This is a genomic window from Rubrivivax soli, assembly GCF_049810355.1.
Classification (GTDB): Bacteria; Pseudomonadota; Gammaproteobacteria; order Burkholderiales; family Burkholderiaceae_C; genus Rubrivivax.
Genome location: NZ_CP187368.1, coordinates 2,418,571 through 2,442,288, shown reverse-complemented (window position 1 = coordinate 2,442,288; position 23,718 = coordinate 2,418,571). Strand labels below are relative to the sequence as shown.

The following is a 23,718-nucleotide window of genomic DNA, read 5'->3' as shown; positions in this document are numbered from 1 at the left end:
CCATGAACCCTCCGTCGATCGTGGCGCTCGCCTGGCGCCAGACCCTGCGCGACTTCCGCGCCGGTGAGCTGCGCCTGCTGGCGCTGGCCGTGCTGCTGGCCGTGGCGGCGCTCACCGCCGTCGGTTTCTTCGCCGACCGGCTGAACAACGGCCTCGCGCGCGACGCGCGGCAGCTGCTGGGCGGCGACGCGGTGGTCAGCAGCGACAAGCCGACGCCGCCGGAGCTGGTGGCCCGGGCGCAGGCGCTGGGCCTGCAGGTGGCCGGCAACACCAGCTTCCCCAGCATGGCGCGCGCGCCCGACGCGCAGGGCGGCGCGACGCGGCTGGTGGCGGTGAAGGCGGTGACGCCGTCGTACCCGCTGCGCGGGCGGCTGCAGCTGAAGGCCGCGCCCGATGCGCCGGTGGAGGTGGCCGCGCGCGCGCCCGAGCCCGGCACCGTGTGGGTCGACGCCGGGCTGCTCGACAGCCTGCGGCTCCAGGTGGGCGACCCGCTGCTGCTGGGCGATGCCACGCTGCGCATCGCGCAGATCATCGTCATCGAACCCGACCGCGGCGCCGGCTTCATGAGCTTCGCCCCGCGCGTGATGCTGGCCGAGGCCGATCTGGCCGCCACCGGCCTGGTGCAGCCCGCCAGCCGCGTCAACCACCGCCTGGCCGTGGCCGCGCCACCCGGGCGCGACGCCGCGGTGCGCGAGTTCGTGCGCTTTGCCGAAGCGCGCATCGCCGACGCGCCGCTGCGCGGCGTGCGCGTGGAGTCGCTGCAGAGCGGCCGCCCCGAGATGCGGCAGACGCTGGACCGCGCCGAGAAGTTCCTGAACCTGGTGGCGCTGCTGGCGGCGCTGCTGGCGGCGGTGGCGGTGGCGATCGCCGCGCGCGACTTCGCTGCGCGCCACCTCGACGACTGCGCGATGCTGCGCGTGCTCGGCCTGAGCCAGCGCCGCATCGCCGGCGCCTACACGCTGGAGTTCGCGGCCGTGGGCCTGCTGGCCAGCGTGGTGGGCGTGCTGATCGGCTTTGCGGTGCACTTCGTCTTCGTCGTGCTGCTGGCCGGGCTGGTCGACGCGCAGCTGCCGGCGGCCAGCGCCTGGCCCGCGCTGTTCGGCGTGGGCGTCGGCCTGACGCTGCTGCTGGGCTTCGGCCTGCCGCCGGTGCTGCAGCTGGCGCGGGTGCCGCCGCTGCGCGTGATCCGCCGCGACGTGGGCACCCTGAAGGCCAGCTCGCTGCTGGTGCTGGCCGCCGGCACCGGCGGCTTCGCGGCGCTGCTGATGGCGGTGTCGTCCGACATCAAGCTGGGTGCGCTGGCCGTGGGCGGCTTCGCGGCGGCGATCGCGGTGTTCGCGCTGCTCAGCTACGTGGCGGTGCGTGTGCTGCGCCGCGCCGTGCCCGAGTCGCGCGCGCCGCGCTGGCTGGTGCTGGCCACGCGACAGATCGCCGCGCGCCCGGCCTTCGCGGTGCTGCAGGTGTCGGCGCTGGCCGTGGGCCTGCTGGCCCTGGTGCTGCTGGTGCTGCTGCGCACCGATCTCATCGGCAGCTGGCGCCAGGCGACGCCGCCCGATGCGCCGAACCGCTTCGTCATCAACCTGCAGCCCGACCAGGCCGACCCGTTCCGTGCCGCGCTGCAGGCCGCCGGGGTGACGCAGTTCGACTGGTACCCGATGATCCGCGGCCGGCTGGTGGCCATCAACGGCCGCGCTGTCACGTCGGACAGCTACACCGACGAACGCGCCTCGCGGCTGGTGGACCGCGAGTTCAACCTCAGCCACGCGGCCGCGATGCCGGCACACAACGCCATCGTCGGCGGCGGCTGGACGGCCGACGAGGAGGGCGCCATCTCGGTCGAGGACGGCCTGGCGCAGACGCTGGGCCTGAAGCTGGGCGACACGCTGCGCTTCGACATGGGCGGGCTGCTGAAGGAAGGGCGCATCACCAGCCTGCGCAAGGTCGACTGGGGGTCGATGCGGGTGAACTTCTTCGTGCTGTTCCCGCTGGCGCAGATGCGCGACGTGCCGATCAGCTACATCAGCGCCTTCCGCGCACCGGCCACGCCCGGCTTCGACAACGCGCTCAGCCGCGACTTCCCGAACATCACCAACGTCGACGTCTCGGCCAGCGTCGCCCAGGTGCAGCAGGTGCTGGACCAGGTGATCCGTGCGGTGGAGTTCCTGTTCGGCTTCACGCTGATCGCCGGGCTGGTGGTGCTGTTCGCGGCCGTCAGCGCCACGCGCGAGAGCCGCGCACGCGAGTTCGCGATCATGCGGGCCATGGGCGCGGGCAGCCGGCTGCTGGGCCAGGTGCAACGCGCCGAGCTGCTGGGCGTGGGCGCGCTGGCCGGCTTCCTGGCCTCGGTGGCGGCGGTGGCCGTGGGCTGGGCGCTGGCGAAGTACGCGTTCGAGTTCGATTGGAACCCCAGCCCCTGGGTGCCGCTGGCCGGCACGCTGGCCGGCGCGCTGCTGGCGCTGGCCGCGGGTTGGTGGGGGCTGCGCGACGTGCTGCGCCGGCCGGTCGTGGAGACGCTGCGCCGCGCCGCGGTGTAGCGGCCTGTGCCGCGGCGGCCGGCTTACGTGGTGCGGAACACCGCCACCGCGCCCACCAGCGACTGCGACTGCTGCTGCAGGCTGCTCGCGGCCGCGGCGCTCTGTTCCACCAGCGCCGCGTTCTGCTGCGTCGCCTGGTCGATCTGGCTCAGCGCCTGACCCACCTGGGCGACGCCGGCGCTCTGCTCGCTGCTGGCCAGGCTGATGGCGCCGACGATGTCGGTCACGCGCTGGATCGACACCACCACCTCCTGCATCGTGGCGCCGGCGGCGTCCACCAGCGCGCTGCCATCCTGCACGCGGCTGACGCTGTCGTGGATGAGGGCCTTGATCTCCCGGGCGGCCTGTGCCGAGCGCTGCGCCAGGCTGCGCACTTCGCTGGCCACGACCGCGAAGCCGCGGCCCTGTTCGCCGGCGCGCGCGGCCTCCACCGCGGCGTTCAGCGCCAGGATGTTGGTCTGGAACGCGATGCCGTCGATGGTGCCGATGATGTCGGCGATCTTCCTGCTGCTGTCGTTGATGCCCTTCATCGTGGCCACGACCTCGCCCACCACCTGGCCGCCCTTGACGCCCACGGCCGACGCGGCCTGCGCCAGCTGGTCGGCCTGGCGCGCGTTGTCGGCGTTCTGGCGCACGGTGGCGCCGAGCTCGTCCATGGACGCGGCGGTCTGCTGCAGCGCGCTGGCCTGTTCCTCGGTGCGCTGGCTCAGGTCCAGGTTGCCCTGGGCGATCTGCGTGCTGGCCGTGGCCACGCCGTCGGCGTTCAGGCGCACGCCGGCGACCAGCTGCGCCAGCGCCTGGCGCATCGTCTCCAGGGCCTGCAGCAGCTGCGCGGTCTCGTCGCGGCCCTGCGGCTCGGCGCGGCGGGTCAGGTCGCCGCCGGCGACGGCCTGGGCCAGGTCCACGGCGCGGCGCAGCGGTGCCGTGATGGCGCGGCTGAACAGCAGCCCGCCGCCCACCGCCAGCGCACACACCACCAGCATCACGGCCAGGCTGACGGCGATGGCGCGGCGCCCGTCGGCGTCGGCCTGCTGCGCGGTCTGCTGGGCCATCGCGGCGATGCGCTCGCCAGTGGCGTCGAGCAGCCGGGTGGGCTCGCGGTCCATGCCGGCCACGGCCTTGTCGCCGACCTTGGGGTCGAAGCCGGCGGCGACGAAGGCGGCATGGCCCTGGCGGTAGCTGGCGCCCATCGCGGTGTGCGCGGACGCGAACTGCTGCAGCAGCGTGCGCGCTTCGCCCTCCGGCAGGTGGCTGAGCAGGCGCTGCGCTTGCGCGGAGACGGCGGACTCGGTCTTCGCGAAGGCCTGCCAGTGCTTGTCCATCAGCTTGGCGTCGTGGCCGCGCAGCAAGGTGTTCTTCCATTCCTGCACCTGCGTCTTGAAGTCCACCGCAATCCCGGCGACCTCGCGCTCCAGCGCCACCGTGCCGGCCACCGCGACGGCGTAGCTGCGCAAGGCCTGGTGGAGCTGCTGGATGCCGAACAACGCGGCGCACAGCAGCACCAGCATGGCCGCGGCAAAGGCCAGCGGCAGTTTCAACCCCAACTTCATCGGACCACCCCGTGTAGAGAACGCGAATGTCCTCGTTATCGGTGCTGCTGTCTTGAAGTTGAGAGAAGTGATCGCATGCACCAAATCTGGTTGCCGACGCACCGTTGTGGCGACAAAGCATCGATTTTTGCGATTTTTCGCACCCGGCGGGCACCTCCCTGCTTCAGTGGCGGGCCCGGAGACCGAAACTCCCTGTATCCAACCCCTGCCCATGGCCGCCGACACCGTGCCGAGTCCTCCCGAAGCACAGCGCCTGCAGGCGCTGGCGGACTACCGCGTGCTCGACACGCCGCCGGAGGCGTCGTTCGACGACATCACCGCGCTGGCGGCACGGCTCTTCGGCGTGCCGCTGGCCGCGGTGTCGCTGATCGACGCCGGCCGGCAGTGGTTCAAGTCGCGCGTGGGCCTGGAACTCACCGAGACGCCGCGCGCGTCGGCCTTCTGCGACCACGCGATCCGCCAGAGCGCCGTGCTGGTGGTGCCCGACCTGCAGCGCGACGTCCGCTTCCAGGCCAATCCCTTCGTGCGCGGTGCCGACGGACTGCGCTTCTACGCCGGCGCGCCGCTGCGCACGCCGGAGGGCCACGCCGTCGGCACCTTGTGCGTGATGGACCGCGCGCCGCGCAGCTTCAGCGCTGCGCAGGCCGACGCGCTGGCGGTGCTGTCGCGCCAGGTGGTGGCGCAGTTGGAGCTGCGCAAGCAGAACGCCGCGCTTGCCGACGCGATGGCGCAACTGCAGGCCGAGCACGCGCTGCTGCGCACCGCACAGCAGCGGCTGGCCGACAGCGAGACGCGCATGGGCCTGGTGCTGCGCGGCGCCAACGACGGCTGGTGGGACTGGGACCTGGTGACCGGTGAGCGCTACTACTCGCCGCGCGGCTGGGAACTGCTGGGCTACCAGGACGCGGAGCTGCCCTACGACGGTCGGCTGTGGGAACGCCTGATCCACCCCGACGACCAGCCGCACGTGGACCGCGTGTACATCGGCGCCATCCGCAGCGGCGTCGAGCACTACGCGGCCGAGATGCGCCTGCGCCACAAGGACGGGCACTACATCCCGATGCTGTCGCGCGGCTACATCCTGCGCAATGCACAGGGCCGCGCGCTGCGGCTGTCGGGCACGAACACCGACCTGTCCGAGCTGCGCCGGGCCGAGCAGGCGCGGCTGGACGTGCAGACCAACTACGAGGCGCTGTTCACCAACAGCATGGACGGCGTGCTGCAGATCGACCCGCAGGGCCGCGTCATCGCCGCCAACCCGACGGCCTGCACGCTGCTCGGGATGGCGCACGACGACCTGCTGGACAGCCACCGCGACACGCTGATCGACCTGGACGACACGCGGCTGCCGTCGCTGCTGGCCCGGCGCGCGCGCCACGGCAGCGCACGCGGCGAGCTGCGGCTGCGCCGCGCCGGCGGCGAGGTCTTCGAGGCCGAGGTCACCTCCTCGGTGTTCGACGACCGCCTCGGGCGCCCGCTGACCAGCGTGGTCTTCCGCGACAACACCGAGCGTCACAGCTGGGCGCGCCGCCTCGAAGCCAGCCTGGCGCTGCTGCACAACCTGGCCGAACACGTGCCGGGCGTGCTCTACCAGTTCCAGCTGCGTCCCGACGGCAGCAGCTGCTTCCCGTTCGCCAGCCAGGGCCTGTGGCAGATCTACGAGTGCACGCCCGACGAGGTGCTGCACGACGCCGCGCCGATCTTCGCGCGGCTGCACCCCGACGACGCGCAGGCGGTGTCCGACGCCATCGGCGAGTCGGCACGCACGCTGCAGCGCTGGCACCAGGAGTACCGCGTGGTGCTGCCGGCGCAGGGCACGTGCTGGCGCCAGGGCGAAGCGCAGCCCGAGCTGCTGGCCGACGGCAGCGTGCTCTGGCACGGCTTCATCAGCGACATCACCGCGCGCAAGCAGGCCGAAGCCGACACGCACCGGCTGGCCTACTTCGACGCGCTCACCGGCCTGCCGAACCGGCGCCTGCTGCACGACCGCATCGGCCACGCGCTGGCCGCCGCGCAGCGCGCCGGGTGCATGGGCGCGCTGGTCTTCATCGACCTCGACAACTTCAAGCAGATCAACGACGCACGCGGCCACTCGGTGGGCGACGCGCTGCTGCAGCAGGTGGCGGCGCGGCTGTCGGCGCTGCTGCGCAGCGAGGACACCGTGGCGCGGCTGGGCGGCGACGAATTCGTCGTGCTGCTGGGCAACCTGGGCACCGAAGCCGACGCCGCGTCGCGCCACGCGATGGCCGTGGCCGACAAGGTGCGCGAGGTGCTGGCACAGGCGTTCCAGATCGACGGCGCGCTCTACAGCAGCTCGGGCAGCCTGGGCATCACGCTGTTCCCGAAGGGCCAGGAGCACGTGGACGACCTGCTGCGCGAGGCCGACACCGCGATGTACCGCGCCAAGGCGGCGGGCCGCAACCGCATCGCGTTCTTCGAGGCCGGCATGCAGGTCGAGGTGGAAGAGCGGCTGGCGCTGGAGCAGGACATGCAGCAGGGCCTGGCCGACGGCCAGTTCCAGGTCCACGTGCAGCCCCAGGTCGACGCCGGCGGCCACGAGGTCGGCGCCGAACTGCTGCTGCGCTGGCAGCACCCGCGGCGCGGCAGCGTCTCCCCGGCGACCTTCATCCCCATCGCCGAGGAGTCGGGGCTGATCCTGGCGCTGGGCGCCTTCGTCATCGACCAGGCCTGCCAGGCGCTGGCGCGGCTGCATGCCGCGGGCAGCGCGCTCACGCTGTCGGTCAACGTCAGCCCGCGGCAGTTCCGCCAGGACCACTTCGTGGAGCAGGTGCGCGCCGCGCTGCAGGCCAGCGGCGCACCGGCGTCGCAGCTGGTGCTGGAGGTGACCGAAGGACTGCTGATCGAGCACTGGGAGGACACCGTGGCGCGCATGCGCGAGCTGGTGGCCCTGGGCGTGCGCTTCTCGATCGACGACTTCGGCACCGGCTACTCCAGCCTGTCGTACCTGCGCCGCATGCCGCTGTACGAGCTGAAGATCGACCGCAGCTTCGTGCGCGACACGCCGCACGACGCCAACGCCACCGCGATCGTCGAGGCCGTGCTGTCGGTGGCCGCGCACCTGGGCCTGCGCGTGGTGGCCGAGGGCGTGGAGACACAGGCGCAGGCCGACTTCCTGGCCGCCAGCCGCTGCGACGTGCTGCAGGGCTACCTGTTCGCCCGGCCGCAGCCGCTGGCGCCGTGGCTGGCCGCGCACGAGGTGGTGCACGGGCCGCTGCGTGCCGCCCGGGCTGGTGTGCGCACCGATGCCGCGGAACCGGTGCGCGTGTAGAGTGCTGCGCGTCGCAGCGGCTGCCGCTGCCGGACCACCCGCACCGCCTGCTCCGACCGCCGCCCTGCACGACCGCCGCCCATGACCGCCGCCGCCGACCCCGCAGCCCGCCGCGCCGCGCTCGAGAAGCGTGCTGCACTGGCGCTGGGCGCTGCGGTCGTCTGCGTGCTCTTCGGCATCGAGACCTCGGTCGCGCACCACATCGCGCCGAACCCGGCGTCGCCGCTGGTGTGGACCGGCCTGGCGCTGGCCGGCAGCGCGGCGCTCGCGGTCTGGGCCTGGTCCAGGCTGCAGCTGCGCCGCCTGCGGCAGGCGCCGGACGGCGGCCCATGACGACGGCGCCGGCGTCCGCCGACCCGGGTGTGCCGGTGCTGGGCGTGCCCGGCTGGCACCTGCGCCCGCTGCGGCGCGACGACGCACACGCCTGGGCCGCGATCGAAGTGCTGCCGCAGGTGAAGCAGCACACCAGCTCCGGCGTCAACTCGGTCGCCGACCTGTGGCCCCTCTTCGACCGCCTCGAGGCCGACGACCCCGGCGCGCCGCTGCAGTTCGCGCTGTGCCGCAGCGACGACGGCCGGCTGGCCGGCAACGTGGGCTTCCACAGCATCTCGGTGCTGAACCGCACGGCCGAGATCACCTACTCGCTGCACCCCGAGCTGTGGGGCCGCGGCCTGGCCAGCGCCTGTGCGCGTGCGGCCGTGGACTGGGGGCTGGGCGTGCGGCAGTGGGTGCGCATCCAGGGCACGACGCTCGAGCCCAACCTGGCCTCGCAGCGCGTGCTGCTGAAGACCGGCTTCGTCTACGAAGGCCGGCTGCGCAACTTCCGCCTCGTGCGCGGCGTGCCGCGCGACTACCTGCTGTTCGCCGTCACGCCTTGACGCCGTCGCCCGTGGGCGTGCGGCCGGCCAGCGCCGTGTCCACCGCGGCCAGCAGGCGCTGCAGCTCCAGCGGCTTCGTGAGGTAGGCGTTGAAGCCGGCACGGCGGGCCTCGGCCACGTCGTCGGGCATCGCATTGGCGCTGACGGCGATGACCGGGATGTCGCGCGTGGCGGGATGGGCGCGCAGCCGCTCCAGCACCTCGAAGCCGCTCATCTCGGGCAGCTGGATGTCGAGCAGCACCAGGTCGGGCCGGGCCTGCAGCGCCATCGCCAGGCCGGTGCCGGGCAGGCCGGCCACCAGCAGCCGGATGCCCGGGCGCTGCGCCAGCATGCCTTCCATCAGCAGCTGGTTGACGGTGTTGTCCTCGATGTAGAGCACGGTCTGGCGCTGGCCCGGCGCCGCCGCCGGCACCGCGGCGTCGGTCGCGGGCAGTTCCACGGGGGCGAGCTCCGCGGCCGGTGCCGCCGGATTCAGCAGCACCCAGAAGGTGCTGCCGATGCCGAGCTCGCTGTGCACGCCGATCGTGCCGTGCATCAGGTCCACCAGCCACTTGCTCAGCGCCAGGCCGATGCCCGCGCCTTCCACCGCCGAACGGTCGGCGTCCAGACGCTCGAAGGCGGTGAACAGCCGTTCCTGCTGCGCCGCGCTGATGCCGGGGCCGCAGTCGCTGATGGCCAGGCGCATGCGCCCGTCGGGGTCGGGGCTGCAGCGCAGCACCACCGAGCCGCCCTGGCGGTTGTACTTGATGGCGTTGGACAGCAGGTTCAGCAGCACCTGGCGCAGCCGCGTCGGGTCGGCCAGCACGTGGCCGGCGCCTTCGGGCGGGGCCTGCACCGACAGCGCGATGCCGCGTTCGCGCGCCACCGGCTGCACTAGGCGCTGGCATTCGTCGACCAGCGGGTCCAGCGCCACCGGCTGCAGGTCGAGCTGCAGCGTGCCGGCCTCGATGCGCGCCAGGTCCAGCACCTCGTTGATCAGCGACAGCAGGTGGCGCCCGCCGCGCAGCATCTCCTGCACGCGCGCGCGCTGGCCGGGCCGCAGCGGCTCGTCGGGATCGGCCTCCAGCAGCTGCCCGAAGCCGAGGATGGCGTTCATCGGCGTGCGCAGTTCGTGCGACATGCGCGAGAGGAACTGCGACTTCGCGCGGTTGGCGCGCTCGGCCTCGTCCTTGGCCGCGATCAGCGCGCCTTCGGCGGCCTTGCGCGCGGTGATGTCCCAGCCGTAGCTGATGAAGCCCTCGAAGGCGCCCTGCGCGTCGAAGCGCGGGATGCCGGTGTCGGCCACCCAGGCGAAGCTGCCGTCGGCGCAGCGCACGCGGAACTCGATGTCGTAGGGCAGGCGCTGCCGGAAGGCGCTGTCGAAGTTGGCGTTGCAGCGCGCGTAGTCGTCGGGGTGCAGCCGTGTCGACCAGGGTGCGTGCAGCGCCTGCTCCAGCGTCTGGCCGGTGTAGTCGAGCCAGCGCTGGTTGAACCAGGTCGCGGTGCCGTCGGCCCCGGCGCGCCAGATCAGCGCCGGCGCGCCGTCGGCCAGGTCGCGGAAGCGTGTCTCGCTCTCGCGCAGCGCCTGCTGCGCGACGACGCTGGCGGTGACGTCGGTGTAGGTGCGCACCAGGCTGCCGTCGGGCGCGAAATTGGCGCGGATCTCCAGCACCGTGCCGTCGGCCTTGGTGCGCTGGTAGCTGGGTGCGATGGCCCGCGCATCGCCGGCCAGGAAGCGGTGCATCTGCGCGCGGCCGGCATCGTCGATGCGCTCCATGTCGGCGCCGAAGTGGCCCTGCTCGGCCTGCCAGCGGCCCAGCGCATGCAGCGTCGGACGCTGCAGCATCATGGCTTCGGGGATGTCGAGCAGCTCCAGGAAGCGGCTGTTCCAGGCGTTGACGCGGCCGTCGGCGTCGACGCTGAGCACGCCTTGCGACAGGCTCTCGAGCGTCACCTCCAGCACGTGCGACTTCTGCTCCAGCAGCTCGCCGGCCAGCCGCACCGCCTGCTGCGCCTGCTTCTGTGCGCTGATGTCGGAGAACAGGCCCACGGCGCCGATCTTGCGGCCGGTGGCGTCGAAGATCGGCGTCGCGTTGTTGTAGCAGTGCACCAGGCTGCCGTCGCTGCGCCGCAGCGCGATCTCGTAGCTGTCGGCGTGGCCGGCGGCGCGGCGCTGCACGTGGCGGCGGAAGATGGCGGCGTTCTCGTCGTCGACGAACTCGTAGATCGTGCGGCCGAGCAGTGCGCTGCGCTCCACGGCCAGCATGCGGCACATGGCGGGGTTGGCGTCGGTGGTGCGCAGGTCGTTGTCGATGAACCAGAAGCCCTGCGCCGTGTTCTCCAGCAGCAGGGACAGCATGCGCCGGTTCTCGGCCAGCGCCTGCTCCGAAGCCTGGCGCGGCGTGATGTCGACGTAGACGGTGACGAAGCCGCCGTCGGGCATGGGGCTGCGGCGCAGCTCGATGGTGCGGCCGTCGGGGCGCACGCGTCGCGTCACGGCCTGCGGGCGGCGATGCAGGTCGTCGATGCGGCGCGCGATCTCGCCCTCGGGGTCGGCGATGGTGCCGAATTCGCCGCGGGCGATCTGCAGCCGGATCGCGTCCTGCAGCTGCATGCCCATGCGCACCACCTGCGGCGGCAGCCCCACCAGCTCGACGAAGCGTGCGTTCCAGGCCAGCAGGCGCAGGTCGGCGTCGAACATGCTGATGCCTTCGCCGATGTGGTCGAACACGCGACGCAGCAGGGCCTCGGCGTGCTGGGCCTGCGCGGTGCGGTCGGCTTCGGCCAGCCGCGCCGCGGCCAGGAGCTGCCGCGCGTGCTGCGTGCGCCGCGCCGCCAGCACGAACATGCCCACCAGCAGCGCCAGCATCGCCGCCGTCACGCCGGCCAGCGGCGTGGCGGTCAGGCTGCCGTCGAGCATGCGCACGGCCAGCGGCAGCACCGCGGGCAGCGCGAAGCCCAGGCCGGCACGCAGGTCGAACAGCGTCAGCATCAGCGCGCCGGTGGCCAGGCCGCCCAGCGCGAAGACCAGCATCGCCACCGTCTGCACGTCGGACAGGTCGGACGGCAGCCAGGCCAGCGTGCCGATCGCGGTGCCGAGCACGCAGCTGGCGAGGCGGTAGCGCAGCAGCCACCGCCCCGCGGTGTCGGCCGTCGGGGCGCGCTGCCAGGCACGGCGCGCCGCCAGCACGACGGCCAGCCGCAGGGCCAGCGCCAGCAGCACGGCCAGCGTCCAGCCCAGCAGGGGGCGCAGCGGCAGGCCGGGCCCCAGCGTCAGCCAGACCAGCGCGCTGACCAGCAGCGCTGGCAGCGCCCCGGGCAGGCCGGCCGCGGCATGGGCGCGCAGTTGCGCTGCCTGCACGGCCATGCGCACGCGGGGATCGGTCGCTACGGCATGACCGGAGTGCTCAGATGCCATGCCTGATTCTGCCGTGCCCCGGCGGCGGGCGCCGCCGGCCGCCGCGGCACGGGCCTCACGCCGGCGGGGCCGAGGCCAGCGTGAAGCGGCGCACCACGTCGCCCAGCCGGGCCGCCTGTTCCTTCAGCGACTCGGCCGCGGCGCTGCTCTGCTCCACCAGCGCGGCGTTCTGCTGCGTCATCTGGTCCAGCGAGGCGACGGTGCCGTTGACCTGGCCGATGCCCTGGCTCTGCTCGGTGGCGGCGGCGCTGATCTCGGCAATGATGTCCGACACGCGCTGCACGCTGGCGACGATCTCGCCCATCGTGCTGCCGGCGTCGGCGACCAGGCGCGAGCCGGAGTCGACCTTCTCGACGCTGGCGCCGATGAGGCTCTTGATCTCGCGGGCGGCCTCGGCGCTGCGCTGCGCCAGGCTGCGCACCTCGCCGGCGACGACCGCGAAGCCGCGGCCCTGTTCGCCGGCACGGGCGGCCTCGACCGCGGCGTTCAGCGCCAGGATGTTGGTCTGGAACGCGATGCCGTCGATGGTGCCGATGATGTCGCCGATGCGGCGGCTGCTGTGGTTGATCTCGTCCATCGTGCTGACCACCTGCGCCACCACGTCGCCGCCGCGCCGGGCCACGGCCGCGGCCGAGGTGGCGAGCTGGCTGGCCTGGCGCGCCGAGTCGGCACTGCCGCTGACGGTGCCCGTGAGCTGCTCCATCGCGCTGGCGGTCTGCTGCAGGTTCGACGCCGTCTGCTCGGTGCGCACCGACAGGTCGGCGTTGCCGCTGGCGATCTCGATGCTGGCGGTGTGGATGGACTGCTGCGACTGCTGCACCGTGCGCATGGAGCCGCTCAGTTCACGGGTCATGTGGGCCAGCGAGCGCAGCAGGTCGCCGACCTCGTCGTTCCGCGTCACCGCGGGCACGGCGTCGAGCCGGCCCTGGGCCACGTGCTCGGCCACGGCGCTGGCACGCTGCAGGTCCTGCACCAGCCGGCGCTGCATCCACCACGAGGCGGCCACGGCCGCCAGCGCGGCCAGCAGGCCCAGCCCGCCCAGCAGCAGGCTGGTGTGCCGGGCCTGCGTCGCGGCCGCCGCCGCGGTCTCGTCGGTGATGGCGTCGATGCGCGCGACGATGGCGCCGGCGGTGGCAGCCAGCGCGCCGAAGCTCTTGTCGGCGCCCTGCAGCGCTGCCACGCCGGTGTTGGGGTCCACCGACGACAGGTCGATGGCCTCGTCGGCCTGCTTCAGGTAGGCGTCGATCTGCGTGCCTGCGCGGGCCACGGCCTCGCGCACCTGGGTGTCGGCGGCGGGGCTGTCGGCCACGGCGGACAACGTGCGCCGGGCGCCGTCGAGCTGCGCCTTCAGTCCCTTGCGGAAGGTCTGGACCGCGGCCTCGTCGGTGGAGGCGATCAGGGCCACGGTGCGGTAGACGCTGGCGTGCACCTGGCCGAGCTGCTCCTGCACGCTGGCCACGGTCTTGAAGTCGCCCAGGCGGTCCTGGAAGTCCTGCCGCGTCGTGTCGGCGCTGCGCACCAGCATCCAGCTGTTGATCTGGCCGGCGGCCAGCACCACCAGCGCGGTGACGAGCGGTGCCGCAAGCAGCTTCGGTCCGAGTTTCATGGCAGGGTCTCCAGGCGCCGGGTCAGGCGGGGTTCACTTGTAGATGCCGCCGCAGAGCACGGTGTCGTCGAGCTTCTCGCAGTACATGCGCTTGGGCTCGATCTTCTTGGTCGTCGGGTTGGTGAACTTGTAGTCCTGCCAGAACGTGCCCTTGCTCTGCGCCAGGTCCACGCGTTCCTTGACGAAGGCCTTGCCGTCGATGTCCTTGAGCTCGATCAGGTTCTTGCCGATCATCTTCGCGTTCGCGCCGTGGGCACGCACGACGCCGTCCAGGCCGTAGACCACGAGGTAGAGGTCGCGGTCGGTGAAGCCGCCGGCCTTGTCGTTGAACGCGGCGTAGGCCTTGTCCTTGCCGTTGGCCTTCACGAAGGCGACGCCCTTCTTGACCATGGCAGTGGCCTCGTCGGCCGTGGCGTTGGTGCTGGCCTGTGCGACCAGGCAGGTGGCGGCCAGCACGGCGAGTGCCGCGGCGCGCAGGGTGTGGGTGGTGTTCATCGGAAGGATCTCCTTGGCGGGCCGGGTGGATGCAGGGCCGCAGCCTCTGCGCCATGCGTGCGCAGGACCGGCCCTGTGTTGGTTGTCGGCCATGGCGGGCGCTTCTGAATGCGCGCATGCAGCCATTTCGGCCCAAGCCGGGGTTATTTCCGGGGTGGCTTGCCCATGCAAAAGGCCGCCCGAGGGCGGCCTTGTTGGCTGCGGGCCCGGCGCCCGCGGGCTGGCGGGCGCCGTCTGCGGGCAGGTGCCTGCTCAGGCGTCCATCAGGCCCATGTCGGCGCTGCTCATCAGGGCCTCGATGTCCATCAGGATCAGCATGCGCTCGCTGGCGTCGTCGCCGCTGCCGCTCTTCACGGCACCGATGCCGGTGATGTAGTGCGCGTCGATCTGCGAGCTCAGCTCGGGGGCGGGCTTGATGTGCTCGCGGCCCAGCTCCAGCACGTCGGACACCGAGTCGACCACGGCGCCGACGACGCGGCCGCGCACGTTCAGCACGATGACGACGGTGAAGCCGTTGTACTCGGCGCTGCCGCAGTTGAGCTTCAGGCGCAGGTCGATGATGGGGACGATGACGCCGCGCAGGTTCACCACGCCCTTGATGAAGGCGGGCGCGTTGGCGATGCGCGTGGGCTGCTCGTACGAGCGGATCTCCTGCACGCGCAGGATGTCGATGCCGTACTCCTCTTCGCCGAGGCGGAAGGTCAGGAACTCGCCGCCGGCCTGCCCCTCGGGGGCGGCGGACGACGCGGCGCCGGCGGCGCGGGCGGCCTCGTGGCGGGCAACGTGGGTGGCTTCGGCGATCATTTCCATGGCGTGTCCTTGAAGGAAAGCGGCAGTCTGTGGCGGGTTATCGGCAGCCGCCGGGATGAACTTGAATCAGAAACTCTCCCAGTCGTCACCGGCCGGTGCCGACGGGGACGGGGACGGGGCAGGCGCGGGCACGCGGGCCGCAGCCGGGGTGGCGGCCGGCTGGCGTGCCGAGGTCCGCACCTGGGCGATGACGGTGCGGGCGACGGCCGCCGGGGTGGCGCGGGCGGGCGTGGCCGCGGGTGCGGGCACGGGTGCGGGCACGGGTGCGGCCCCGGCCGCCGGCAGCGCGCTGCGCCCGGGGCTGGCGTCCAGGTGGAAGCCGGCCACCACGCCGGCGAGCTGGCGCGACTGCTCGCGCAGGCTCTCGGCGGCGGCGGCGCTCTCCTCCACCAGCGCGGCGTTCTGCTGCGTCATCTGGTCGAGCTGGCCGACGGCGCCGTTGACCTGGGCGATGCCCGTGCTCTGCTCGGCGGCGGCGGCGCTGATGTCGCCGATGATGTCCGAGACACGCTGCACGCTGGCGACGATCTCCGTCATCGTGCTGCCGGCGTCGGCCACCAGGCGGGCGCCGCTCTCCACCCGCTCGACACTGGCGCCGATCAGGCTCTTGATCTCGCGCGCGGCCTCGGCACTGCGCTGCGCCAGGCTGCGCACCTCGCCGGCCACCACTGCGAAGCCGCGGCCCTGCTCGCCGGCACGCGCGGCTTCCACCGCGGCGTTCAGCGCCAGGATGTTGGTCTGGAACGCGATGCCGTCGATGGTGCCGATGATGTCGGCGATGCGCTTGGACGCGGCGTTGATCTCGTCCATGGTGCTGACCACCTGCGACACCACGGCACCGCCGCGGTTGGCGACGTCGGCGGCCGAGCTGGCGAGCTGGTTCGCGGTGCGCGCCGATGCGGCCGACTGCGCCACCGTGTCGGTGAGCTGGCCCATCGCGCTGGCGGTGCGCTGCAGGTTCGACGCCGTCTGCTCGGTGCGCTGGCTGAGGTCGATGTTGCCGGTGGCGATCTCGGTGCTGGCGGTCTGGATGCTGTCGGCAGCCAGGCGCACCCGGCCCACGGTGCGGGCCAGCGAGTCGTTCATCGCCAGCAGCGCACGCTGCAGCGCGCCGAACTCGTCGCCGCGCGTGGTCATGCGCTTGCTGCCCAGGTCGCCCTCGGCGATGCGGCCGGCCAGGTCCACGGCGTCGAGCAGCGGCGTGCGGATCGAACGCACCAGCAGCGTCGTGCCCACCAGCATGCCCGCGATCATCAGCACGGCCACGATGGCGGCGATCTTCACCGTCAGGCTGCGGTCGCTGGCGATCTGTGCGCGGGCAGCGGCCGAGGCGGCTTCCTGCAGCTTCACGAACTCGCCCAGGGCGCCCAGGTAGGGCGCCACGGCGGGCACGAACTTCTGCGTCGCCGCCGCGCGTGCGCCGTCCAGGTCACCGGCCAGCTTCAGCTTCGTGACCTCGCCAGCGGTGTCGAGCACCGCCTGCCGCAGCGTGGCGATCTTCTGCATCAGCGCGGTCTCCGCGTCGCTGAGCGGCAGTGTCTTGAGCTGCTTGTGCAGCTCGGTGATGCCGGCGACCGCCTCGTTGTTGGCGTCGTCCAGCATCTTGCCGATGGTGGCGTCGGTGTTGACGGCGCCGACCACCGCGCGCTGCACGGCGGCCTCGGTCATCTGCGACCAGCGCGTGGCCAGACGGATCTTGGTCTCGGTCAGCGTCAGGACCCGGTCGGCGAAGGTCTGCGACTGGTTCGCGCGCACCGCGGCGAACACGATCAGGGCGGACATCGCCGCCACCAGCAGGCCGACGGCCAGCCAGAGCTTGGTGGCGATGCGGAGATTCTCGAACTTCATGGGCAGGGGCCTGTGAGGCGCAGGGGCTGGGAAGGAATGGAGGTCAGTGCGCCAGGCCGGCGCCCAGGCGGAAGGTGCCGACCAGCGCGGTCAGCCGGTCGGCCTGCGACTTCAGCGCGCCGGCGGCTGCGGTGGACTGCTCGACCAGCGCCGCGTTCTGCTGCGTCACGGTGTCGAGCTGGCTCACCGAGGCGTTGACCTGGCCGATGCCGCCGCTCTGCTCGGACGTGGCGGCGCTGATCTCGGCAATGATGTCGGCCACGCGCTGCACGCCGGCGACGATCTCGGTCATCGTGGCGCCGGCGTCGGCCACCAGGCGCGTGCCCGACTCGACGCGGTCGACGCTGGCGCCGATGAGCGCCTTGATCTCGCGCGCCGCGTCGGCGCTGCGCTGCGCCAGCGCCCGCACCTCGCTGGCCACCACCGCGAAGCCGCGGCCCTGCTCGCCGGCACGGGCGGCTTCCACCGCGGCGTTCAGCGCCAGGATGTTGGTCTGGAAGGCGATGCCGTCGATGACGCCGATGATGTCGGCGATCTTCCTGCTGCTGTCGTTGATGCCGCTCATCGTGCTGACGACCTGCGACACCACTTCGCCGCCGCGGCGCGCGCTTTCGGCGGCCGAGCCGGCGAGCTGGTTGGCCTGCGCGGCCGATTCACTGCTCTGGCGCACGGTGGCGGTCAGCTGCTCCATCGCGCTGGCGGTCTGCTGCAGCGAGCTGGCGGCTTCCTCGGTGCGCTGGCTGAGATCGACGTTGCCGCTGGCGATCTCGCTCGATGCGTTGCGGATCGACTCGGCGCTGCTGTTCACGTCGGCCATCGCCGTTTCCATGTGCTGCAGCGCGCGCTGCAGTTGCCGGGCCACCGGCGTGGCCACCGGGCGGTGCGCGGCCGTGAAGTTCACCGAGCCATCGGCGCCGATGAGGCCGTCCACGGTGGTGGTCAGCTCCTCGGCGGCGCGGAACTCGCCGCTTGCGCGCACGGCCATCACGATCAGCACACCGGCTTCGGCGATGACGTAGGTCGCGTGTTCGATGACCTTGCCCAGGCTGGGCTCGGTGAAGCACACCGGGCCCCAGCCCCACTGCTGGAAGTAACTGAAGCTCAGGTGGTGCACGGCGATCGCCGCGGCGCCCGCCACCACGGCCTGCCAGCGGCGGTACACGGTGGTGCAGGCGAGGAAGGCGAACACGGCGAAGTGCGCCTCGGCCTGGCCGCGTGCGGCGTGGATCAGCAGCGCCACCATGGCCATGCCCAGCACCGGCATCGCGCAGACGCTGCCCTTGCCGCCGCGCGAGGCGGCCGCCACCCCCGCCGCCGCCGCCAGCAGCAGCGCGCCCAGCAGCAGCGGCAGCAGCACGCCGGCGTTGGCCGCGCCGTAGGCGAGCGCGCCCGCCAGCAGCAGGCTCATGGCGATGAGGACGGACTTGTCGTTGGCGTCGAAGTGCATGGTGGTCCAGAGTGGAGTCGGCAGATCAGAACTTGCTTATCGGGCGCACCCCGATGTACTTGAGCGCTTGACGCCGGGTGTGTCGCGTGCGCTTGACGTTGGTCAAGGGCGGGGTCGCCGCAGGGGCGTCAGAAGGTCTCCCACTGGTCGTCGGAGGCGGTGGATGCAGGTGCGGCGGCGGGCGTCAAGGCCGCCTTGGCGGGCGCGGCCAGGGGGGCGCGGGGCGCGGGGGCGGTGCGCGCCGGCGCGGTGGCGCGCGCGGGGGCCGCACGTGCCGTCGCAGGGGCCGGGGCCGGCGTCGCTGCACGGGGGGCGGCGACCGGGCCGGCGTGGCGGGCCTGCGCAATGGCTGCGGCGGCCACCGGTGCGGCCTGCGCGCCCAGGCGGAAGGTCGCCACCAGCGCCGCCAGCTTCTCCGCCTGGTCCTTCAGCGACTCGGCAGCCGCCGCGCTTTCCTCCACCAGTGCGGCGTTCTGCTGCGTCATCTGGTCCAGCGTCGCCACCGAGCCGTTGACCTGCGCGATGCCCTGGCTCTGCTCGCCGGCAGCAGCCATCACCTCGCCGATGATGTCGCTGACACGCTGCACGCTGGCGACGATCTCGCCCATCGTGCTGCCGGCGTCGCTGACCAGGCGCGTGCCCGACTCGACGCGCTCGACGCTGGTGCCGATCAGCGTCTTGATCTGCTTGGCGGCCTCGGCGCTGCGCTGCGCCAGGCTGCGCACTTCGCTGGCCACGACCGCGAAGCCGCGGCCCTGTTCGCCGGCACGGGCGGCTTCCACCGCGGCGTTCAGCGCCAGGATGTTGGTCTGGAACGCGATGCCGTCGATGGTGCCGATGATGTCGCTGATCTGCTTGCTGCTGGCATTGATCTCGTCCATGGTCGAGACGACCTGGCTGACGACCGTGCCGCCGCGGCGCGCCACGTCGGTGGCCGACGCGGCCAGCTGGTTGGCGGTGCGCGCCGATTCGGCGGTCTGGTTCACGGTCGCCGTGATCTGCTCCATCGCGCTGGCCGTCTGCTGCAGCGAGCCCGAGGTCTCCTCGGTGCGCTGGCTCAGGTCGGTGCTGGCGGCGGCGATCTCCGAGCTGGCGCCGGCCACGCCCACGGTGCCGGTGCGGATCTGCTGCACCATCTCGGTCAGGCTGCCCTGCATCTTCGCCAGCGCACGCTGCAGTGCGCCGATCTCGTCGCCGCGGGTCACGGAGGACGTGGGCACCGAGAGGTCCTTGTCGGCGATGCGTTCGGCGGTGTCGATGGCCTGCCGCAGCGGCCGCGTCACCGACAGCGTGATGCGCCAGGCCATCGCGCTGCCGATCAGCAGCGCGGCCAGCGCCAGCACCAGCACCAGCGTCTGCGCCTGCTGCGAGCGGCGCGCGGCCTCGGCGCCCAGCGCGTCGGCGCTGGCCTGCACCTGGCCCTGCAGCGCGGCGATGGCGTCCAGGTAGGCCTTCGCGCCGGCCGTCATCGGCCCGGCGACCAGCTGGTTGCCTTCGTCGGCGTTGCCGGCCTTGAAGGCGGCGGCGGCCTTGGCACGCACATCCACGTAGGTCTTGCGCTTGACGCCCACGTCGTCGAACAGCGCGCGGTCCCTGGGGTCGGTGAGCGACTTGTCGATGCTGTCCTGCAGCTTCGTGATGACGGCCGAGGTCTCCTTCATCGGCGGCTCCAGGAAGGCCACGGTCGGCGCGTGGTAGCCGGAAGCGCCGACGCCCAGGGCGCGCGTCAGGTTCAGCGTCACCGCGCCCTGCCATTGCTCGATGTCGGTGGCGCGCTGCGCCAGCTCGTTGCGCTCGGCGTTGAGGGCTGCGATCTGACGCAGCTGCAGCACGCCGGCTGCGGCCATCACCAGCATCAGGGCCAGGACGATGGCGAAACTGAGACCCAGACGGGTGCCGATGCGGAGGGAGGAGAGTGCATTCATGAGGAGCTTATCGGCGCGTGTCAGAAGTGCTTGACCCTGCCGAAGCGGTAAAAAACCCCTACCCGGGCATGTATCTCCGGCCCACGCACGGCGCCTGCCGTGCACGCGAACGGCGTCGCCACGAACGACGACGCCGGCCTTGCGGGCCGGCGTCGGGGGCGCGGGTCCTGCCGCGGGGCAGGCCGGTGCGCGTCCGGGGTGCGGTCAGTGCGCCGGGGCTTCGGCGTTCACGCGGAAGGTCGACACCAGCGTCGCCAGGCGCTCGGCCTGCTCGCGCAGCGACTCGGCCGCGGCCGCGCTCTGTTCCACCAGCGCGGCGTTCTGCTGCGTCATCTGGTCCAGCGAGGCGACAGCCCCGTTGACCTGCCCGATGCCCTGGTTCTGCTCGTTCGAGCTGGCCATGACCTCGCCGATGATGTCGGCCACGCGCTGCACGCTGGCGACGATCTCGCCCATCGTGCTGCCGGCGTCGGCGACCAGGCGCGAGCCGGAGTCGACCTTCTCGACGCTGGCGCCGATGAGGCTCTTGATCTCGCGGGCGGCCTCGGCGCTGCGCTGTGCCAGGCTGCGCACCTCGCCGGCGACGACCGCGAAGCCGCGGCCCTGTTCACCGGCACGGGCGGCCTCGACCGCGGCGTTCAGCGCCAGGATGTTGGTCTGGAACGCGATGCCGTCGATGGTGCCGATGATGTCGCCGATGCGGCGGCTGCTGTGGTTGATCTCGTCCATCGTGCTGACCACCTGCGCCACCACGTCGCCGCCGCGCCGGGCCACGGCCGCCGCCGAGGTCGCGAGCTGGCTGGCCTGGCGCGCCGCGTCGGCGCTCTGGCCCACGGTGCCGGTCAGCTGCGCCATCGAGCTGGCGGTCTGCTGCAGGCTGGAAGCGGTCTGCTCGGTGCGCGTGGACAGGTCGGTGTTGCCCGACGCCACCTCGCGGCTGGCGACCTCGATGCTCTGCGACGACTGCCGCACGTCGCCGACCACCTGCTGCAGCCATTGCTGCATCTGGGCCAGCGACGCCAGCAGCTCGCCGGCCTCGTCGCGGCCCTCGACGCGGATCGGCCGGCTCAGGTCGCCGGCGGCGATCGCCTGCGCCACCGTGCGCGCGTAGCTGATGGGGCGCGTGATCGACGCCGAGTTCAGCAGTGTCAGCGGCACCACCAGCACCACGACGATGGCGAGCGCGCCGCAGAAGACCAGCAGCACCGTGAACATCGCGCTCGCGAAGGCCTCCTGCGTTGCCTTGCTCTCGGCATCGACGACGGCGTTGATCTTCTCGACGTCGGCCTCGACCGCCGCCACGTGCTGCTTCGCGCGCGCCAGCATCTTGTCGACGATGCGGGCGTTGTCGTAGCCACCGTTCTGAATCTGCGCCAGCACCGGTTCGGAGGCCTTGGCGTAAGCGGCCAGCTCGTCGATGGCGTGCTGCGCCATCGTGTTGTCCTCGTCGGCCTCGCCGGCCAGCATCGCCTTCAGCGCTTCCTGGGTGGCCGCGATCTCGCGTGTCCACGACTCGCGGTGCTTGAGCACGGCCACGCCGTCCTCGTAGTCGATGACCATCTGCTTTTCCAGCAGCCGCACCGAAGCCAGGTGGGCGCGCACGCGCGCCACGTCCTGCAGTTCCTCGATCGAATGCTCGACCAGCGACGCGTTGAGCGACTGCAGGCGCAGCCCGCCGCCGAGTCCGGCCGCGCCCACCAGGGCGAACATGCCCAGCACCATGACGATGGCGCCGAGCATCCGAGTGCGGATCGTGAAGCCCCGCAGCAGGGTCTGAAGATTCATGCGTCTGACCGGGTTCAGTGACGGGATCGGCGCACCAGCGAGCCGATGTCGAGGATGAGGGCGACACGGCCGTCGCCCATGATGGTGGCGCCGGAGACGTCGTCGACCTTGCGGTAGTTGCTCTCCAGGTTCTTCACCACCACCTGCTGCTGGCCGAGCAGTTCGTCCACCAGCAGCGCGACGCGGCCGCCCTCGGCCTCCACGACGACCATGATGTTGCTGACGTGCTCGAAGTCGAAGCGCGGCACGTCGAACACGCGTTCGAGGTCGACCACCGGCATGTACTCGTCGCGCACTTCCACCACGCGGCCGCTGCCGCCGATGGTCTTGATCATGCCGGGCTGCACCTGGAACGACTCGACCACGCTGCTGAGCGGCAGGATGTAGCACTCCTCGCCCACGCCCACGCTCATGCCGTCCATGATGGCCAGCGTCAGCGGCAGGCGCACGCGCACCGTCATGCCGTAGCCCTCGGCGGAGTCGATCTCCACCGTGCCGCCGAGCGCGGTGATGTTCTTCTTCACCACGTCCATGCCGACGCCGCGGCCGGAGACGTCGGTCACCTGGTCGGCGGTGCTGAAGCCGGGCGCGAAGATGAGGCCGTAGACCTCCTGGTCGGTCATCGAGTCGGGCGCGTCCAGGCCGCGTTCGCGGGCCTTGCTCAGCAGCTTGGCGCGGTTCAGGCCCTTGCCGTCGTCGCGCACCTCGATGACGATGCTGCCGCCCTGGTGGCTGGCGATCAGCGTGATGGTGCCGGTCTCGGGCTTGCCCTTGGCCAGGCGCTCGGCCGGCATCTCGATGCCGTGGTCGCAGCTGTTGCGCACGAGGTGCGTCAGCGGGTCGGTGATCTTCTCGACCAGGCCCTTGTCCAGTTCGGTGGCTTCGCCCACCTGCACCAGCTCGACCTTCTTGCCGAGCTTGCCGGCCAGGTCGCGCAGCATGCGCGGGAAGCGGCTGAACACCAGCGACATCGGGATCATGCGGATCGACATCACCGCTTCCTGCAGGTCGCGCGTGTTGCGCTCCAGGTCGGCCATGCCCGAGGCCAGCTGCTGGTACAGCGCAGTGTCGACGTCCTTGCTGTTCTGGGCCAGCATCGCCTGGGTGATGACGAGTTCGCCGACCAGGTTGATCAGCTGGTCGACCTTGTCGACCGAGACGCGCAGCGTGCTCGATTCGGCGGCGGCCTTCTCGGCCTTGGGCGCGGCGGCGCGCACCGGGGCGGCGGCCGGCGCAGCGGCCGGTGCCTGCGCGGCGGCAGCGGCGGCAGCGGCGGGGGCGCCCGGTGCGCCCGGGGCGTCGTCGAAGAAGCCGTAGCCCGGATCGGCGGCGGGTGCCGCGGCCTCGGCGGCCGGCGCGCCCGGCGCGCCTTCGTGGAAGCCGTAGCCGGCGCCCAGCGGCGCCAGGCGCACGTGCTCGCGGGCGACGTGGAAGGTGAACAGGTCCAGCAGGTCGTTGTCGCTGGTGGCCGTCAGCACCTTGAAGCGGCGCATGCCGTCGGCGGGCTTGCCCGCGTCCAGCGGCTCGATGGTGCCGAGGTCGGTGATCTCCTTGAACAGGTCCACCAGGTTGTCGGCCAGGGCCGTGTCTTCCAGCGGGCCGACCGTCAGCTCCAGCGAGCGCGGCAGCGGCTTGCCGTTGCCGACCACCGGCGCCGGGGCCGGGGACGCAGCGGCGGCGACGGCCACGGCAGGCGCGGGCGCCGCCGGTGCGGGGGCGGCCTGGCCCGAGGCCATGGCGCGGATCGAGACCAGCAGGTCGCGGGTGTCGATGGGCGCGGCGCCGTTGCCCTGGTGGCGCGCCAGCTGGGCCTTCAGCGCATCGCCGCTGGCCAGCAGCACGTCCACCATCGGGGCGGTGGGCGTCAGTTCGTGGCGGCGCAGCTTGTCCAGCAGCGTCTCCATCTCGTGCGTGAGTTCGGCCACGTCGTTGAAGCCGAAGGTGGCCGCGCCGCCCTTGACCGAGTGCGCGCAGCGGAAGATCGCGTTGAGCTCCTCGTCGTCGGCCTGCGTGATGTCCAGGCCCAGCAGCATCTGCTCCATCGAGTCGAGGTTCTCGCCGGCCTCCTCGAAGAAGACCTGGAAGAACTGGCTCAGGTCGATGCCTGCGGACAGGTGTGCGCCTTCGTTGGAAAGGTCAGCCATGGCGGTACTC

The 23,718-nt window shown here is 72.3% G+C and carries 14 protein-coding genes; 4 read left to right on the top strand and 10 right to left on the bottom strand.

The annotated features are described in order from the left end of the window. Window positions 1-2 precede the first annotated feature (2 nt). Window positions 3-2,534 carry an ABC transporter permease gene (locus tag ACPOLB_RS10960; RefSeq protein ID WP_425261398.1) on the top strand — a complete coding sequence of 844 codons (2,532 nt, stop codon included), beginning with the start codon at window positions 3-5 and terminating at the stop codon, window positions 2,532-2,534. 23 nt (window positions 2,535-2,557) lie between these two features. Here the strand turns inward: ACPOLB_RS10960 and ACPOLB_RS10955 are convergent, their stop codons facing one another. After that, window positions 2,558-4,072 (bottom strand): methyl-accepting chemotaxis protein, encoded by a 1,515-nt coding sequence (locus ACPOLB_RS10955; RefSeq protein WP_425261397.1) that lies wholly within the window; start codon window positions 4,070-4,072, stop codon window positions 2,558-2,560. 223 nt (window positions 4,073-4,295) lie between these two features. Here ACPOLB_RS10955 and ACPOLB_RS10950 point away from each other — a divergent pair, with 223 nt between their 5' ends. From ACPOLB_RS10950 to ACPOLB_RS10940, 3 genes are all read left to right on the top strand, one after another. Further along, a complete protein-coding gene (locus ACPOLB_RS10950; protein WP_425261396.1) occupies window positions 4,296-7,373 on the top strand; it encodes a bifunctional diguanylate cyclase/phosphodiesterase in 3,078 nt (1,025 codons plus the stop codon). A gap of 81 nt (window positions 7,374-7,454) precedes the next feature. Further along, window positions 7,455-7,706: a hypothetical protein gene (locus ACPOLB_RS10945; RefSeq protein WP_425261395.1), complete on the top strand. Its 252-nt coding sequence runs from the start codon at window positions 7,455-7,457 to the stop codon at window positions 7,704-7,706. Next, window positions 7,703-8,251 carry a GNAT family N-acetyltransferase gene (locus ACPOLB_RS10940; protein WP_425261394.1) on the top strand — a complete coding sequence of 183 codons (549 nt, stop codon included), beginning with the start codon at window positions 7,703-7,705 and terminating at the stop codon, window positions 8,249-8,251. Before ACPOLB_RS10945 ends, ACPOLB_RS10940 begins: the two co-directional genes overlap by 4 nt. On the opposite strand, the gene ACPOLB_RS10935 is transcribed toward ACPOLB_RS10940, so the two are convergent. The 9 genes from ACPOLB_RS10935 to ACPOLB_RS10895 form a co-directional block, all read right to left on the bottom strand. Further along, complete coding sequence (locus ACPOLB_RS10935) at window positions 8,241-11,648, bottom strand: PAS-domain containing protein (RefSeq protein ID WP_425261393.1); 3,408 nt, start codon at window positions 11,646-11,648, stop codon at window positions 8,241-8,243. The genes ACPOLB_RS10940 and ACPOLB_RS10935 overlap by 11 nt on opposite strands. A gap of 55 nt (window positions 11,649-11,703) precedes the next feature. Next, entirely contained in the window at window positions 11,704-13,254 is a 1,551-nt protein-coding gene (locus tag ACPOLB_RS10930; protein WP_425261392.1) for a methyl-accepting chemotaxis protein, read from the bottom strand. Between the two features lie 33 nt (window positions 13,255-13,287). Beyond that, window positions 13,288-13,749 (bottom strand): cache domain-containing protein, encoded by a 462-nt coding sequence (locus tag ACPOLB_RS10925; protein ID WP_425261391.1) that lies wholly within the window; start codon window positions 13,747-13,749, stop codon window positions 13,288-13,290. 252 nt (window positions 13,750-14,001) lie between these two features. After that, entirely contained in the window at window positions 14,002-14,559 is a 558-nt protein-coding gene (locus ACPOLB_RS10920; protein WP_425261390.1) for a chemotaxis protein CheW, read from the bottom strand. Between the two features lie 66 nt (window positions 14,560-14,625). Then, a complete protein-coding gene (locus ACPOLB_RS10915) occupies window positions 14,626-16,407 on the bottom strand; it encodes a methyl-accepting chemotaxis protein (RefSeq protein ID WP_425261389.1) in 1,782 nt (593 codons plus the stop codon). A gap of 43 nt (window positions 16,408-16,450) precedes the next feature. Beyond that, the gene (locus tag ACPOLB_RS10910; RefSeq protein ID WP_425261388.1) at window positions 16,451-17,854 is read right to left on the bottom strand and encodes a methyl-accepting chemotaxis protein; all 1,404 of its coding nucleotides are present in this window, start codon (window positions 17,852-17,854) and stop codon (window positions 16,451-16,453) included. Window positions 17,855-17,982: 128 nt separating this feature from the next. Then, a complete protein-coding gene (locus ACPOLB_RS10905) occupies window positions 17,983-19,779 on the bottom strand; it encodes a methyl-accepting chemotaxis protein (RefSeq protein WP_425261387.1) in 1,797 nt (598 codons plus the stop codon). A 204-nt stretch (window positions 19,780-19,983) separates the two neighbouring features. Beyond that, window positions 19,984-21,564: a methyl-accepting chemotaxis protein gene (locus ACPOLB_RS10900; protein WP_425261386.1), complete on the bottom strand. Its 1,581-nt coding sequence runs from the start codon at window positions 21,562-21,564 to the stop codon at window positions 19,984-19,986. A gap of 14 nt (window positions 21,565-21,578) precedes the next feature. After that, complete coding sequence (locus tag ACPOLB_RS10895) at window positions 21,579-23,708, bottom strand: chemotaxis protein CheA (protein WP_425261385.1); 2,130 nt, start codon at window positions 23,706-23,708, stop codon at window positions 21,579-21,581. Window positions 23,709-23,718: the final 10 nt, after the last annotated feature.